This is a genomic window from Streptomyces sp. NPDC048254 (assembly GCF_043201895.1).
GTDB lineage: Bacteria > Actinomycetota > Actinomycetes > Streptomycetales > Streptomycetaceae > Streptomyces.
In genome coordinates, this window is the sequence record NZ_JBICZJ010000015.1 from 1 (window position 1) to 15,041 (window position 15,041).

At 72.1% G+C, this 15,041-nt stretch carries 9 protein-coding genes and 1 pseudogene; 4 read left to right on the forward strand and 6 right to left on the reverse strand.

The window, feature by feature from the left end; genetic code table 11:
- Positions 1-516 (forward strand): IS5 family transposase (locus ACGFZQ_RS34595; protein ID WP_393843667.1); only part of this gene is annotated, 516 nt, incomplete at its 5' end.
- Here ACGFZQ_RS34595 and ACGFZQ_RS34600 read toward each other — a convergent pair.
- Positions 513-2,981: a SpoIIE family protein phosphatase gene (locus tag ACGFZQ_RS34600; RefSeq protein ID WP_393843668.1), complete on the reverse strand. Its 2,469-nt coding sequence runs from the start codon at positions 2,979-2,981 to the stop codon at positions 513-515. The two genes, ACGFZQ_RS34595 and ACGFZQ_RS34600, sit on opposite strands and share 4 nt — an antisense overlap.
- A 215-nt stretch (positions 2,982-3,196) precedes the next feature.
- Here ACGFZQ_RS34600 and ACGFZQ_RS34605 point away from each other — a divergent pair, with 215 nt between their 5' ends.
- Positions 3,197-5,281, forward strand: coding sequence for a SpoIIE family protein phosphatase (locus ACGFZQ_RS34605; RefSeq protein ID WP_393843669.1), 2,085 nt, complete (start codon positions 3,197-3,199; stop codon positions 5,279-5,281).
- 9 nt (positions 5,282-5,290) lie between these two features.
- On the opposite strand, the gene ACGFZQ_RS34610 is transcribed toward ACGFZQ_RS34605, so the two are convergent.
- From ACGFZQ_RS34610 to ACGFZQ_RS34620, 3 genes and pseudogenes are all read right to left on the reverse strand, one after another.
- A complete protein-coding gene (locus tag ACGFZQ_RS34610; protein WP_393843670.1) occupies positions 5,291-6,997 on the reverse strand; it encodes a hypothetical protein in 1,707 nt (568 codons plus the stop codon).
- Between the two features lie 63 nt (positions 6,998-7,060).
- Positions 7,061-7,711 (reverse strand): annotated as a pseudogene (locus ACGFZQ_RS34615) (polysaccharide deacetylase family protein); the annotation flags it as partial.
- A 39-nt stretch (positions 7,712-7,750) separates the two neighbouring features.
- Positions 7,751-8,419, reverse strand: a complete 669-nt coding sequence (locus ACGFZQ_RS34620; RefSeq protein WP_393843671.1) for a glycoside hydrolase family 11 protein — start codon at positions 8,417-8,419, stop codon at positions 7,751-7,753.
- A gap of 394 nt (positions 8,420-8,813) precedes the next feature.
- On the opposite strand from ACGFZQ_RS34620, the gene ACGFZQ_RS34625 reads away from it, so the two are divergent.
- Positions 8,814-9,950, forward strand: a complete 1,137-nt coding sequence (locus tag ACGFZQ_RS34625) for a PP2C family protein-serine/threonine phosphatase (RefSeq protein WP_393843849.1) — start codon at positions 8,814-8,816, stop codon at positions 9,948-9,950.
- A gap of 120 nt (positions 9,951-10,070) precedes the next feature.
- A complete protein-coding gene (locus tag ACGFZQ_RS34630; RefSeq protein WP_393843672.1) occupies positions 10,071-11,957 on the forward strand; it encodes a protein kinase in 1,887 nt (628 codons plus the stop codon).
- A gap of 30 nt (positions 11,958-11,987) precedes the next feature.
- Here the strand turns inward: ACGFZQ_RS34630 and ACGFZQ_RS34635 are convergent, their stop codons facing one another.
- Both ACGFZQ_RS34635 and ACGFZQ_RS34640 read right to left on the reverse strand, forming a co-directional pair.
- Positions 11,988-13,517 (reverse strand): aldehyde dehydrogenase family protein, encoded by a 1,530-nt coding sequence (locus ACGFZQ_RS34635; protein WP_393843673.1) that lies wholly within the window; start codon positions 13,515-13,517, stop codon positions 11,988-11,990.
- A 25-nt stretch (positions 13,518-13,542) separates the two neighbouring features.
- The gene (locus tag ACGFZQ_RS34640) at positions 13,543-14,940 is read right to left on the reverse strand and encodes a 2-oxoadipate dioxygenase/decarboxylase family protein (RefSeq protein ID WP_393843674.1); all 1,398 of its coding nucleotides are present in this window, start codon (positions 14,938-14,940) and stop codon (positions 13,543-13,545) included.
- Positions 14,941-15,041 lie beyond the last annotated feature (101 nt).

A 15,041-nucleotide genomic window follows, 5' to 3' on the forward strand; every position in this document is an offset into this window, starting at 1 on the left:
CGCGAGGCGTTGGGGCGCTCACGGGGCGGGCTGACCAGCAAGGTCCATCTGCTCTCCGACGACCGGGCCCGCCCGCTGCACTGGCTGACCTCGCCCGGCCAGCGGGGTGACAGCCCGATGTTCGCCCCGGTGCTGGACGGCTTACGCATCCGGCGCCGCGGCACGGGCCGCCCGCGCAGCCGACCGGACCGGGTGCGCGGCGACAAGGCGTACTCCAGCCGTGACAACCGCGCCTACCTGCGGCGGCGCGGGATCAAAGCCACCATCGCGCAGCCCGATGACCAGCGGGCCCATCGCAAGCGCCGGGGACGAGCCGGTGGCCGGCCCCCGGCCTTCGACAAGGCCCAGTACCGCCGTCGCAACGCAGTCGAGCGGTGCGTGAACAAGTGGAAGCAGTTCCGCGCGGTGGCCACCCGGTATGACAAGCGCGACTACATCTTCAACGGCACCCTGACCGTCACCGCGATCGTCATCTGGCTTCGCGACATCGTCCAAGAGCCATCAGAAGGGCCCTAGTCCCCCGGGATCTCCTGCTCCGCCCAGATGATCTTGCCCTCCCCGGTGTAGCGGGCGCCCCAGCGGTGGGCGAGCTGGGCCACCAGGAAGAGGCCGCGGCCGCCCTCGTCCATGCTGCGGGCGTGCCGCAGCCGGGGTGCGGTGCTGCTGGCGTCGGCGACCTCGCAGGTCAGCCGGGAGTCCCGCAACAGTTTCAGCCGGATGGGCGGTGCGGCGTAGCGGATGGCGTTGGTGACCAGTTCGCTGACGATGAGTTCGGTGGTCATGGCCAGCTCGTCGTAGCCCCATGCCACCACCTGGCGGGCCGCCCGGGCCCGGAAGTCGGCGACGGCGGCCGGGTCCACCGGCACCTCCCAGGACACCACGTCGTCGGCGCCCAGGGCGTGGGTGCGGGCCAGGAGCAGGGCGATGTCGTCGGGCTGGGGCACGGGGAGCAGTTGCTCCACGGTGGCCGTGCACAGCGTGGCGAGGTCGGCGCCGGGGCAGGCCAGTGCGGCGCGGAGACGGGCCATGCCCCGTTCGACGTCCTGGTCGGTGCCTTCGATGAGGCCGTCGGTGTAGAGGCCGAGCAGGCTGTTCTCGGCGAGTTCGATCTCGGTGGCCTCGAAGGCCATGCCGCCGAGCCCGAGCGGTGGGCCGGCGGGCATCTCGGCGAACCAGGCCCGCCCGTCGGGTGCCACGACGACCGGCGGCGGGTGCCCGGCCCGGGCCATGGCACACCGCCGGGTCACCGGATCGTAGACCGCGTACAGACAGGTCGCCCCGACGAACGTGGCCGTGCTGTCCTGGGAGGCCGTGCTCCCGCTCTCCTCCTCCCCCAGCCGCAGCACCAGGTCGTCGAGGTGGGCGAGGAGTTCGTCGGGGGGCAACTCCATGTCGGCGAGGGTCTGGACCGCGGTGCGCAGCCGGCCCATGCTCGCCGCCGCGGTGAGGCCGTGGCCGACCACGTCGCCGACGACCAGACCGACCCGGGCGCCGGACAGCGGGATCACGTCGAACCAGTCACCGCCGACACCGTCCGACGCGTCCGCCGGCAGATAGGAGGACGCCACCTCCAGGGCCGTACCGCCGGTCAGGGCCTGGGGCAGCAGACTGCGCTGGAGGGTGACGGCCGCCGTGTGCTCCCTGGTGTAGCGGCGGGCGTTGTCGACGCAGACGGCGGCGCGCGCGACCAGCTCCTGGGCGAGCAGGACGTCGTCGGGCTGGAAGGAGGCCGGGTTGAGCGAGCGGGCGAACGTGGCGAGACCCAGGGCGGTGTTGCGGGCCCGCATCGGCACCGAGATGAGGGAGTGCAGTCCGAACTCCCTCATGCGCGAGGTCCGCTCGGGCTCCTCGGCAAGCCACAGGGGGTCCTCCGGGTCGAGCTCGGGGATGAGGATCGGCTCGCCGTCGACGAGCAGGTCGATGCCGTACGTCGGGGGCAGGAAGTCCACCGGGTCGCCGACGTGCGCCACGGCCTCCGGGTTGCCGTCCCGGACGGTCTTCAGCGCGGCACGCCGCATCACCGGCCCGGTGGGCACCGGGCCGGCGTCGCTCAGCCAGGTGCCGTGGTCCCCGGTGGCGAGAACGGGCTCCAGGAGGTCGACGACGACGAAGTCGGCCAAGCGGGGCACGGCGAAGTCGGCGAGTTCCTGGGCGGTGCGCAGCACGTCGAGGGTGGTGCCGACCCTGGTGCCGGCCTCGTTGACCATCGACAGCCGTTGGCGGGCGTTCCAGCGCTCGGTGACGTCGGAGACCATGTAGCAGACCCCGGTCACCGAGTCGTCGGCGTCGACGAGCGGGAAGAACGAGGTGGAGTAGGCGCGCTGGCGGTGCGGATCGGACCAGCTCCAGCCGAGGTACTCGTAGTCCTTGACCGGCTCCCGGGTGGTGAGCACCTTGCGCATCAGGCCTTCGATGGTGGTCGCCTGCAGCCCGGGCAGCAGCTCGCTCAGCCGGCGGCCCAGGCGCTGCTCCCGGGGCACTCCGCCGAAGCGCTCCAGGGTGTCGTTCAGCCACACGTAGCGCAGCTCCGGGTTCATCAGGGCCAGGCCGATCGGCGAGCGGGTCAGGAACCCGTCGAGGACGGACTGGCCCACCGTCCACTGCGGCCGCCGCTCACGGGCGGAGAGGAGGAAACACTCGTCTCCGTCGATGTCGAAGGCCGCGGAGACCCGCAGGTCCACGTCGAGGGTGTGGCCGTCGCGGTGCCGTACCGGGATGAGCCCGCTCCATCCCATGCCGGAGCGGCACCGCGCGGCGACTCCGGCGGCGCGCGCCGGGTCGGCACGCATGGCGAGCAGCTGTGCCGCGGGACGGCCCACCACCTCGGCGGCCGGGCGGCCGAGCAGGGCCTCGGCACCACGGGTCCAGCCGATCACGACGCCCTCGGCCGACAGCACCGCCGCCGCGTCGCTGGAGGCGTCGAGGAGGTCGCGCGGGCCCATGGTGGGCGGCACGTCGAAATCTTCTCGCGGAAAATCCATTGGCTACATCCTCTACGTACCCCAATGTTCCTGCTTGTCCAGTCGATACGCACAGCACCCGGGGGAACGCGGGCGGGAGGTCACGCGGCCGCGGGGCGGGAGCCCCACGCGGATCGGGGTACTCGGCCCGGGTCGGCGCGGTCGGGCAGCCGGGGGCAGCATGGAAGTGCCGCGGCAGCGGTGTCGGCCCGCCGGCCGGTGGAGGTGGTTGAGGGATGGCTGTGGGATTCCTGCGGTCCGGTGGCCCGGACGGCACCGGCCGTGAGGGGTACGGCCTCGGCGGAGTGCGTCCGACCGGTCTGCTGGACGTGCTCAGCGTGGCCGCGGTGGCCCTGGACTCGCAGGGCCGGATCGTGTTCTGGACCCCGCAGGCCGAGGACCTCTTCGGCTACACGGCCGAGGAGGCCCTGGGCAAGAACGCGGCGCGACTGCTCGTACACCCGGAGCATCTGAAGGCCGCGGTGAACCTGTTCATGGAGGTGCTGGAGACCGGCCACAGCTGGGCCGGTGCCTTCCCTGTCCGGTGCAAGGACGGCGGCAGCCGGCTGATGGAGTTCCGCACCATGCGGCTGCTGGACGATCTCGGCGACGTGTACGCACTGGGCATCGTGGCCGACCACACCATGCTGCAGCGGGTGGAGACCGACCTGGCGCTGTGCGAGCGGCTGATCAACCAGTCCCCGATCGGCCTGGCCCTTCTCGACCCGGATCTGCGCTATCTCCTGGTGAACCCGGCGCTGGAGCGGATCGACGGCGTCCCCGCCGAGGAGCACATCGGCCGCCATCTGCGGGAGACCCTGCCGTTGCCCGACATCGACAGTGTCGAATCGGCGCTGCGCCAGGTGCTCACCACCGGCACTCCGCTCCTCGACCAGTACCACGTGGGCCGTCCGCCGACCGATCCCGAGCACGAGCACGCCTGGTCGCTGTCGTTCTACCGGCTGGAGGATCCCGGCGGCCGCGTCCTGGGCGCGGCGACCTCGGTCGTCGACGTCACCGAGCGGCACCGGGCGGCCGCCGAGGCCGACCGGGCCCGGCGCCGGCTCGCCCTCATCGCGGAGGCCTCGGCCCGGGTGGGCACGTCGCTGGAGGTGGAGCGCACGGCGCACGAGCTGGCCGAGATCGCCACCCCGGTCCTCGCGGACGTGGTCGCGGTGGACGTACTGGACTCGGCGCTGGCGCTGCGCCGCTCCCGCAGACCGGAGAACGGCCCCGAGCTGTTCCGTGCCCTCGCCCTCGAGGCGGCCCATCCGACGGTCGCGCTGCGGGCCGCCGACCCGCCCGGTGACCTCGCGGCCTACGAAGGCGACCGGCTGGTCACGCTGTGTGTGCACACCGCGCGGCCGGTCCTGGTCCCGCAGGTCGGCGCACACGATCTGCCACGCATCGCCCGGAACGCGGAGGCGGGCGAGCTGCTGGCGCAGGCCGGTGTGCACTCGTATCTCGCGGTGCCGCTGATCGCCCACGGGGAGGTGCTCGGCGCCCTGGACCTGAAGCGGACGCGCAACCCGCTGCCCTTCGACCAGGACGACGTCGTCCTCGCCATGGAGCTGGCCGGCCGTGCCGCCGTGGCCATCGACAACGCCCGCTGGTTCCAGAGCGTCCGCAACACCGCCCTCACCCTTCAGCGCAGTCTGCTCCCCGACCACCCGCCGCACCACACGGGCCTCGAACTGGCCTCCCGCTACCAGCCCGCCCAGGCGACCAGCGAGGTCGGCGGCGACTGGTATGACGTGATCCCGCTGTCGGAGGACCGGACCGCGCTGGTCGTCGGTGACGTGATGGGCAACGGCATCGACGCGGCCGCCACCATGGGCCGGCTGCGGACCGCGACCTGCGCCTACGCTGACCTGGAGCTGCCCCCGGCCGCGGTGCTCCAGCACCTGGACAAGATCACCTGCGATCTGGAGCACTACATCGTCACCTGTCTCTACGCGGTGTACGACCCGCGCACCCGGAGCTGCGAGATCGCCAACGCGGGCCACATGCCGCCCGCACTGGTGCGCTCCGGAGGGCCGCCGGCCCTGCTGGAGCTGCCGCCTGCCGCCCCGCTCGGTGTCGGCGGCATCCCGTTCGAGACCACCACCGTCGACCTGGCCGCAGGCGACCTCCTGGTCCTGTACACCGACGGCCTCGTCGAGACCCGTCGCCATCCCATCGACGACCGTCTCGGCGTGCTGCTCGGCTTCCTGGACGAGCCGGACCGGCCGCTGGAGGAGACCTGCGACCTGCTGCTGCACGGCCTGCGTCACCCGGACGACCACGACGACGTGGCACTGCTGGTCGCGCGGACGCTCTGAGCGGACGCCCTAAGGCGTACCGCAGCAGTCGGTCCGGCAGAAGCAGGACGCGTCGATCGGCACGTCCGCGGTCGCCGTCGCGAGCTTCAGCTGCTGGGCCACGATCCGCGCCTCCCCCTCCTTGCCGAGCCGCTGGAGGCATTCGTGGAAGCCGTGCAGGGACCAGACGTTGCCGGGGTGCTGCAGCGGCCGGGGCAGGGTGTCGTCCAGGCCGAGATCGGCCCGGTAGACCGCCTCGGCCTCCTCGACCCGGCCGCGCTCCAGGAGCAGGGCGCCGTAGGCGTGCCGGGTGGGCTGCATCCAGCCCCAGGGTTCGTCGTAGGGAAGGTTGTCGTCGAGGTCGATCGAGCGGCGCAGGGCGGTGAAGGCGGTGTCGAAGTCGCCCTTGCGGTAGGCGAGTTCGCCGTCGAGCATGGCGGCGGCGATGGCCAGGATGTCGGCGCAGGTGTTGTTGAACAGCATGCGGGTCGCGGGGACGGCGGCGGCCGCCTCCCGGAAGCGGGCGCGGTCTGCCTCGGCCTCGGCGGTCCGGCCGGTGGCGGAGTGGGCGACACCGCGCGCGTAGTGCAGCATCGCGGTGGTCACGCAGTACAGCCGGGGGTCGGCGGGCAGCGGCAGGCGCAGGATGTCGTCCCAGCGGCCGAACCGGATCAGGACGTGCACCCGCATCGCCAGGAAGCCCTCCAGCCAGTCGGCCATCGGCGGGCTCTTCACGCGCAGCAGCTCTTCGGGTACGGCGGCTTCGAGCCGGTCGGCCGTGGCGAGGGCGTCCTGGAGGCGGCCCAGGAACATCGCGCCGTAGATCCGGAAGTGCAGGTTGTGGCAGCGGTAGAGGGTGTAGAAGTTCATCGCGCCGGCGCGGGCGTGGTACTTCTCGTCGGCGGCGGCGGCCGCGGCGTTGTCGGAGACCACGCGCCGGTAGTCGCCGCAGAGGACTTCCAGGTGCGAGGGCATGTGCTGGAGGTGCCCGGCATCGGGGACGAGGTCGCGCAGCAGGTCGGCGACGGGCAGGGCGGTCTCGGGGGTCGGTGACATCTCCATCAGGTGGACGTAGAGGTGCAGCAGGCCGGGGTGGCGGGTGCCCTCCTCGGTCCCGAGGGCCCGCTCCAGTACGGCCTTGGCCTCCGGCGTCCGGGCGCCCTCGGCCGGCCGGCCGCCGCGGATGTCCCAGAGCTGCCAGGGGGTGAGGTTCATCAGGGCGTCGGCGTACAGGGTGGCCACGTCGAGGTCGTCGGGCGCCAGTTCGTACACCCCGCGCATGCTGTCGGCGTAGGCCGTGTTCCACACCGAGCATGCCTCCGCGTCGGGTGCCGCGGTCTGCGGGTAGCGGGCGCGCAGCGCCTCGACGAGGGCGCGCTCCACGGGGGTCGCGTGGGCGGCTTTGGCGTGGGCGCGCTCCACGGCGGCGTGCGTGCGCTCGACCGTGCGCGCCAGGTCCTCCTGGTCGAAGAACTCCCAGGGCTTGTTGTAGTTGGGGCCGAGGGCATAGGCCACGCCCCAGTCGGCCATGGCGCATTCCGGATCGGCCGTGCCGGCCGCCTCGAAACAGCGGACGGCCTCCTCGTGGTTGAAGGCGTAGGTCCAGACGAGCCCCCGGTCGAACCACGTCTGCGCCTCGGGGGACGACGTCGTCACGCGCCGGCTGTGACTGCCCAGGTCGTAGTAGTCCACGACCACGAACCTAGCGGCGGAGAGCACGCGAAAGATCCCGTTCATCCGAATTCATGAGGATGGCGCGGCGGTTGACGGGCCGCCGCGCCACTCGTGCCGTTGCCGTCAGGGCGCGACCGCGCGGCCGGTTCCCGGGGAGATCCGGCCGGAACACAGTCCCTTGGCCGTGAGGGTCCCCGCGATGCGCGGGATCGCGGCGAGCGTGTTGGCCGGCCACTCGTGCATGAGGATGATCTGACCGCTGGTGAGCCGTGAGACGGCCTGCACGATCGCGTCGGTGCTCGCGCCGTTCCAGTCCTGCGAGTCGACGTCCCAGATGATCTCGGTCAGCCCGTACTTGGCCTCGACCGTGCGCACGGTCGCGTTGGTCTCGCCGTACGGCGGCCGGAACAGGACGGGTGTCCCGCCGCCTGCACCGGCGATGGCCGACTGGGTGCGGGAGATCTCCGAGTCGATCCCCGCCTGGGTCTGCTGGGTCAGGTGCGGGTGGGTGTAGCTGTGGTTGCCGACCCACATGCCCGCGCTCACCTCGGCCCGGACCTGGGCCGGGTAGGCGGCCGCGTACTGGCCCTCGTTGAACAGGGTGGCCCGCAGCCCGTTCGCTTTGAGGGCGCTGAGCAGGCCCGGCGTGTGGGCGGTGGACGGTCCGTCGTCGAAGGTGAGACCGACGTAGCCGGTGCAGGTGGCGGCGTGGGCGGGGACGGCGCCGACGGCAAGGGTGCCCGCGGCGGCCAGCGCGACCGCGGCGGCGGTTGCGATCAGGGGACGGACGTAACGAGCGCTCCGCTACCGCGCTCATCAGGCGACCGTGATGGTGGAGCTGCCGCTGCTCTGGTAGCCCTCGGTCGCGAGGATCTGGTAGTAGCTGAAGCTGCCGAGGGACATGCCGGCCCTGGCCCAGGCGTCGAAGTGGTTGCCGGTGGTGATGGTGCCGCCGGTGCGCTTCGACTGGCGGACGCTCCAGTACTGGTTGAAGGTCCTGGTGCCTTCAACGGACGGGGCGTTGTACCGCGTCGTCAGGTAGATGTCGTAGGTGCCGCCGTCGCTGGTGACGCTGCCCTTGTACGTGCCGGTGGGCCGGTAGGTGCCCCAGTTGTCGACGATGTAGTACTCGACGAGCGGGTTGGACGTCCAGCCGTACAGGGACAGGTAGCCGTTGCCGGACGGGCTGAAGCTGCCCGAGTAGGTGACGTTGCGGCGGGCGCCGGTGCTCCAGCCCTTGCCGCAGACGAAGTTGCCGGTGTTGCGCCAGCTGGTGCTGTAGTTGCCGCCGGAGCCCAGGGTCATGGAGACGGTGCCCTGTGCGTCGGTCCAGAACGAGTAGTAGTAGCCGTTGTTGGTGCCGGTCTGGTTCGTGGTGATGACGGTGGCGGCGCGGGCGGTACCGGGCAGGGCCAGCCCGGCGGCGGCGCCCAGCAGCAGGGCGCCGGCGCTCCGGCGGCTCAGTGCGTGGTCGAGCGGGTTCATGCGGTGCCTCCTCGTATGGCCTGTGCGGGTGTGGCTTGGTGGGGAGTGTTGGTCTGCCCATGTCACCTGTCAACAGTTTCGGTAATTATTTCGAAACCTTCGATTCACCTGATCATCCGTTTTCGCACTTCACATACATGGCGGGCGCATCGGCGATCGACTCTGTCGACAATCAGCCAATTCAAGATCGTGTTGACGCTCCCCAAATCCTCGAATGTTTCGATGTCGAGCGCGAATGCTGCCGCAGTCGCCGGAACATGCCGCTGGGTGGAGCAATCACCGGCGCGGCGGGCGGCGGCCCGAGAGGCTGGGCCTCTTGTCGAGATTCGTATGCCAGGAGTCCCGGGTGAGGCACGACGGTCGCAACTCAGCACTGCCCGCGCCCCCCGCGTGGATGCGCTGGCTCCCGGTCCTGTACGTCGTCGGTGTACTGCTGATCGAACCGGTCACCCCCGTGCAGTGGCCGGTCAGCTTCGCGCTGATCGCCCTCCCCGTGGTGACCGCCTTCGCGCACCCACCGGTCGTCGTCGCCGGCGCCACCGTCTTCGGCATCGGCCTCGAACTTTTACTGGCCGGAACCCCGTGCTGCGCGGGACGCGACGTCGGCTACCTCTGGGAACGGCACTATGTCGCGGCCTACGCGTGTACGGCCCTGGTGGGCGCCCTGGGCACGATCCTGGCCGCGCACCGGATCCGCCGGGAACGCACCCTGGCAAACGTCCGGTTCGTGGCCGAGATCGCCCAGCGCGTCCTGCTCAGACCGGTCCCGTACCGGATCGGGAACCTGCTGCTGGAGAGCTTCTACCTGTCCGCCGCCGCGGAGGCACGGATCGGCGGCGACCTCTACGAGGCCGTGCCGACCGCGTACGGGGTCCGGCTGCTCATCGGTGACGTGCGCGGCAAGGGCCTGCTCGCGGTGGAGACCGCGGCCGCGATGCTGGGCGCGTTCCGCGAGGCCGCGCACGACGAAGCCGACCTCAACGCCCTGGTCGAGCGGGTGGACATCAGCATGACGCGCCGGGCGCACCAGCTGGGCGGCAGCGAGACGGGCGAGCGGTTCGTCACCGCAGTCTTCGCCGAGATCCCCGACGACGAGAGGGTCGTCCGCGTCCTCAACTGCGGCCATCCGCCGCCGCTGCTCATCCGCCCCGGCGAGGTGAACGAGCTGGACCGGGGGCGGTCGGGGCCGCCCCTGAACCTCGGCATGCTCGTCGGGGACCCCTATCACGTCGACACCTACGCCTTCGGCCCGGGCGACCAACTGCTGCTCTACACGGACGGCGTCACCGAGACCCGCGACCCGGACGGTTCCTTCTACCCCCTGCTCCAGCGGCTGCGCTCGTGGGGTCCGATGCCGCCCCCGGAGCTGCTGGAACGGCTCCATCAGGATCTGCTGGCCTACAGCGGCGACCAGTTGCAGGACGACACGGCCGCGCTCACCGCCTTTCTGCTGCCCGCGGGAGCGGCCGGCACGCCGGGCGGCGGCCACGACGATGCTGTCGCCGGAGGGTTGGACGACCCGTTGGTGTGACGCGTGTTGTGAGGGTTCTGGGCCGGTCTCCGTCAGGCCCTGTGGGGCAGATCACGGGTGACTACACTCCGCCACCGTGAGTTACCACCACGCGGGTGACGTGCGGCGAGGGGCGGGGCGGTGCTGGTAGAACCCGAGGCCGGAGACAGGATCTCCGGCCGTTACGTGCTGCGGGAGGCCATCGGCCGGGGCGGCATGGGTGTCGTCTGGCAGGCCTGGGACGAGCGGTTGCGGCGGCGGGTCGCGGTCAAGTGCGCGCGCCTGGACGACCCGAAGGCCGCGCAGCGGCTGATGGGCGAGGCGCGCAACGCGGGGCGCCTGCACCATCCGAGCATCGTGGGCGTCTTCGACTTCGTCGACGAGGGCGCCACCTGCTGGATCGTCATGGAGTACGTGCCCTCGCGCAGCCTCGCCCAGGTCATGGCCGAGGACGGTCCGCTCTCCCCCGAGGACGTCGGCTCCGTCGGCTGCCAGATAGCGGACGCGCTGGCGAAGTCGCATGCCGAGGGCGTGGTGCACGGCGATGTGACTCCGGAGAACATCCTGGTCACCGCCGAGGGAGTCGCGCGGCTCACCGACTTCGGGATCTCCCGGGCCCTGTGGAGCGACGCCACCCAGAGCGTGACGGGCGGGGTGCGCGGCAAACCCCGATATCTGGCTCCCGAGGTGGCCAGGGGGGAACAGCCCGGCGAGAAGGCCGACGTGTTCTCGCTGGGCGCCGCACTGTTCGCGGCGGTCGAGGGCCGGTCGCCGTACGGGGAGGCCGAGCACCCGATGGCGTACGTCGCCCGGGCGATCGAGGGACATATCGAGACCGCGCGCCGGGCCGGCCCGCTGGCCGAACCGCTCGCCGCGCTGCTGGCGTTGGAGCCCCGGCACCGCCCCGACGCAGCGCGGGCGCGCAGGCTCCTGCTGAAGGCGGCCGGTCCGCCCGCGCACCTGCACGACCGGCGCACCATCGACCTCACCCCGCTCACGCTCCGGCTGCCCCGCCCGGTACGCCGTCGCCGCCGCCCGCTGCTCGTCGGGGCCGTGGCCACGGTGGCCGCGGTCACGGCCGGGCTGGTCCTGCTCGCCCCGTGGGACACGAAGGACGCGGGCTCCGGGAGCACCGCCGCGGACGCGAAGCCGCCGGCCGCCGCGCGGGCCGCCGGCACGATGGGCGAGGCCCGCACGGCCGACCCCTGCAAACTGCTCGACGCTGCCTCCCTCAGCCGATTCGGCGGTACCGAACTGGACCCGGACTACGGGGAGATCGACCGCTGCGACGTCCTCGTCAAGAACAACGACGGCGACGACAACGCCGACGTCCAGGTCAATCTCGACGCGGACCAGGACGACTACGAGGGCGACCTCACCACCCGGGTCGTCGGGCACCTCACCGTCGTCGACCTCAAACCCGACGACGACTCCTGCGAGCGGGCCGTCCTGACCGCCGACCGCCACCAGATCCGCATCGTCGGGAAGAGGCTCGGGAAGGTCGCGCCCGACCCCTGCGACCTGGCCGACGCCGCGACCGACCACGTCGTCGGCGTTCTGGGCGACGGCCCGGTGCCCCGCCGCACGGCCCGGCCCGCCGCGGACTCCCTGGCCCGCCTCGACGCCTGCGCCCTGCTCGGCGCGGCCGATCTCGCCCGCGTGCCCGGCGTCGACGCGGACAACCGGGACCGCGGCTTCGGCGGCTGGGACTGCGACTGGTCCAGCGACGACGGCAACCGCGAGGTGGAGATCCAGTTCAGCCGCGACAACTCACTGGACTCCGACGACGGGCATCCGGTGGAAATCGCCGGCGCCCGCGGCTACTTCGTCGCGGACGAGGCCGAGGACGACAGCTGTACCGTACGGACACCCCACCGGACGTACACGGACTCCGCCGGCGACCACACCGTGGAGCTGTTCCAGCTGACCGTGTACGCCCCGCTGCCGGAGAAGAAGCTGTGCGGTGACGCCGAGAACCTCGCGGCGGCCGTCGTCGGGAACATCGCGAAGCGGCTCCCGGGGACGTGAGACGGGCCGCCGCCCGCTCCCAGGTTCTCGTCAGAGGAAGCTGACGCCCTGGGCCAGGGTGAGTTCGCCGGAGTAGTTGACCGTGTTGGTGGCCGCGCGCATGTACGCCTTCCAGGCGTCGGAACCGGACTCACGGCCGCCGCCGGTGTCCTTCTCGCCGCCGAAGGCGCCGCCGATCTCCGCTCCGGAGGTGCCGATGTTGACGTTGGCGATGCCGCAGTCGGAGCCGGCCGCGGACAGGAAGATCTCGGCCTCCCGCTGGTCCCGGGTGAAGATGCTGGACGACAGGCCCTGCGGGACGTCGTTGTGCAGCGCGATCGCCTCGTCGAGGGTGTCGTAGGTGAGGACGTACAGGATCGGCGCGAAGGTCTCCTCCCGTACCACGTCGGTCTGTTCGTCGACGCGCACCAGGACGGGCTCGGTGTAGGCGGCCGCCGGTGCCGCCTCCGCCAGCCGCCGGTTTCCGCCGGCCAGGATCTTGCCGCCGTGCGCCTGGACGCGGGTGAGGGCGTCGTGCATGGCGTCCAGGGCGGCGGTGGAGATCAGCGGGCCGACCAGCGTCGTGTCGTCGAACGGACTGCCGACGGGAAGCCTGCCGTAGACCGCGGTCAGGCGCTCCACCAGGGTGTCGGCGATGTCGCGGTGGACGATGAGGCGGCGCAGCGTGGTGCAGCGCTGGCCCGCGGTGCCGGCCGCGGCGAAGACGATGCTCTGGACGGCCAGGTCCAGGTCGGCCGAGGGGGCGACGATCGCGGCGTTGTTGCCGCCGAGCTCCAGCAGGCTGCGGCCGAACCGGGCGGCGACACGCGGGCCGACCGCACGGCCCATGCGGGTGGAGCCGGTGGCGCTGACGAGGGCCACCCGGGGGTCGTCGACGAGCCGCTCGCCGACCGTGCGGTCACCGAGCAGCAGACGGTGTACGTCACGGGGGGCGCCGGTCTCGTCGGCGGCCCGGGCGAGCAGGTGGTGGCAGGCCAGGGCGGTCAGCGGGGTGAGCTCCGAAGGCTTCCAGACCACCGTGTCGCCGCAGACCAGGGCGACGGCGGTGTTCCAGGACCACACGGCGACGGGGAAGTTGAAGGCCGAGATGACGCCGACCACGCCGAGCGGGTGCCAGGTCTCGGCCAGGCGGTGGCCGGGGCGTTCGGAGGCGATCGTACGGCCGTACAGCTGGCGGGACAGGCCCACCGCGAAGTCGCAGATGTCGATCATCTCCTGGACCTCGCCGAGTGCCTCGGAGCGGATCTTGCCCGCCTCGACGGTCACGAGATCGGCCAGGTCGCTCTTGTGCTCACGCAGCAACTCCCCCAGCCTGCGCACGAGTTCGCCGCGGCGCGGAGCGGGTGTGGTGCGCCAGGTGAGGAAGGCGGTACGGGCGGCCGCGAGGGCCTCCTCGACGTCGTCGCCGGTTGCGGACTTCAGTCCGAAGAGGTCCTCGCCGGTGATGGGGGTGCGGGCCGGTAGGTCGGCGCCCTCCGCGACCTGCACGCCGATGGTCCGCAGGCGGTTCCGGGCGCGGGTGCGCAGGTCGTCCGTGGTGGGCAGCACGGTGCTGGTCATCGTGGGACCTCCAGGGGGTGGGGGGTCAGCGGAGCGTGCCGGTGAGGCCCAGGGCGCGGGCGACCTGGGCGAGGGAGCCGTTCTGCTGCCGCTCGTAGAGGGCGAAGGGGTCTAGGACCTCGCGGTCGATGGCGCCGGAGAGCCAGTCGGCGTCGTAGGCGGTGCTCTGCTGGTCGTTGTCGCGGGTGCCCTCGCCGGTGAGGTTGGACTGGAAGATGCCGGCGGCGGAGCGGGGCAGGAAGTCCTCGTAGACGACGGGCTCGGCCAGCACCCAGCCCTGCCGGACCAGTTCGCCGACGTCGGCGGGCGGGCTGCCGCCGTCGCGCGGCCGCCCGTCGGCGAGCCGGTAGGTGAAGTACGCCAGGCCCCGCGCCGCGAGTTCCTCCTCGCTGCCGGGCATGTGCCGCTCCCAGATCGCGCGCGCGAGGTCACCGCGCGCCGCCGTGGGGTGCTGGGACGCCTGCTCGTCGACGCGGCCGAGGAGTTCGTCGTAGTGGGCCCGTCCGGCGCGGGTGAGGGCGATGCCACGGGCCTCGACCTCGCCGAAGCGGACCCTCAGGGAGCCGCTGACGACGCTGCCGTCCTCGGTGCGCATCGGGCGGGATTCGGCCAGGGCGCGGAAGGAGGTCTGGCGCAGCAGGACGTCGGGGCCCTTCCAGGCCGGCGGGCCCTGGATGGTGTCGATCATCTCGACACCGCGGTCGGTCATGCGCCGGTACAGCTCGTCGATGTCCAGGACGCGCGGGGTGAGGTGGTTGATGTGCGTGCCGCGGACCCCGCCGATGTCGGCGGCGACGGCGGAGACCCGCTCCAGGGTCCGGTACCAGGCCCGGTCCACGGGTTCCCTGGACAACTCGAAGACCCGCACGGCCCGTCGGAGGAAGCGTTCGGCGTCGTCCGCCGGCAGTTCGCGGTCGGCCGCGGCGCGGTCGGCCAGCGTGAGCAGCTCCGGGGGAAAGAGCTCGCGGCCGGCCAGGAAGGTCTCCAGGCGCGAGCGCAGGTCGGGGTCGAAGAAGCGCTGGTCGGCGACGGTGAGCATGGAGGTGAACACCCGGAAGGGGTTGCGGGCGAGCTCCGCGCCGTCGACCGGCCGGAAGGCGGTGGAGACGACGGGGACGGCGCTGGCGGCGGCCTCCCGCAGGTCGTAGAAGCCGACCGGGTGCATGCCGAGGGCGCCGAAGACCCGGGCGACCTGTCGCAGTTCGCGCGGGGTGCCGACGCGGATGGCTCCGTGCCGTTCGGCGGTCACCCGGCCGATGGATCCGAGGCGTTCGGCGTCGGCTCCCCGGGACCGCAGCACGTCCTCGTTGACCTCGCGCGAGACGCCCACCAGCGTCGTGTAGGCGGGCACCTCCCGCCCGTACATCGCCGACAGCCGTTCCGCGAACTCGGCCCGCAGCTGCCATTGACTGATCGTTGACATGGTTCGGCCTTCCGGGCGGTCGACGGTACCGCGATCATGTCTTCGATGGTCGCCGACCGGGCCCCTGCCGTACAGATGACAGGGCCGCGCGCGCGGCGCTC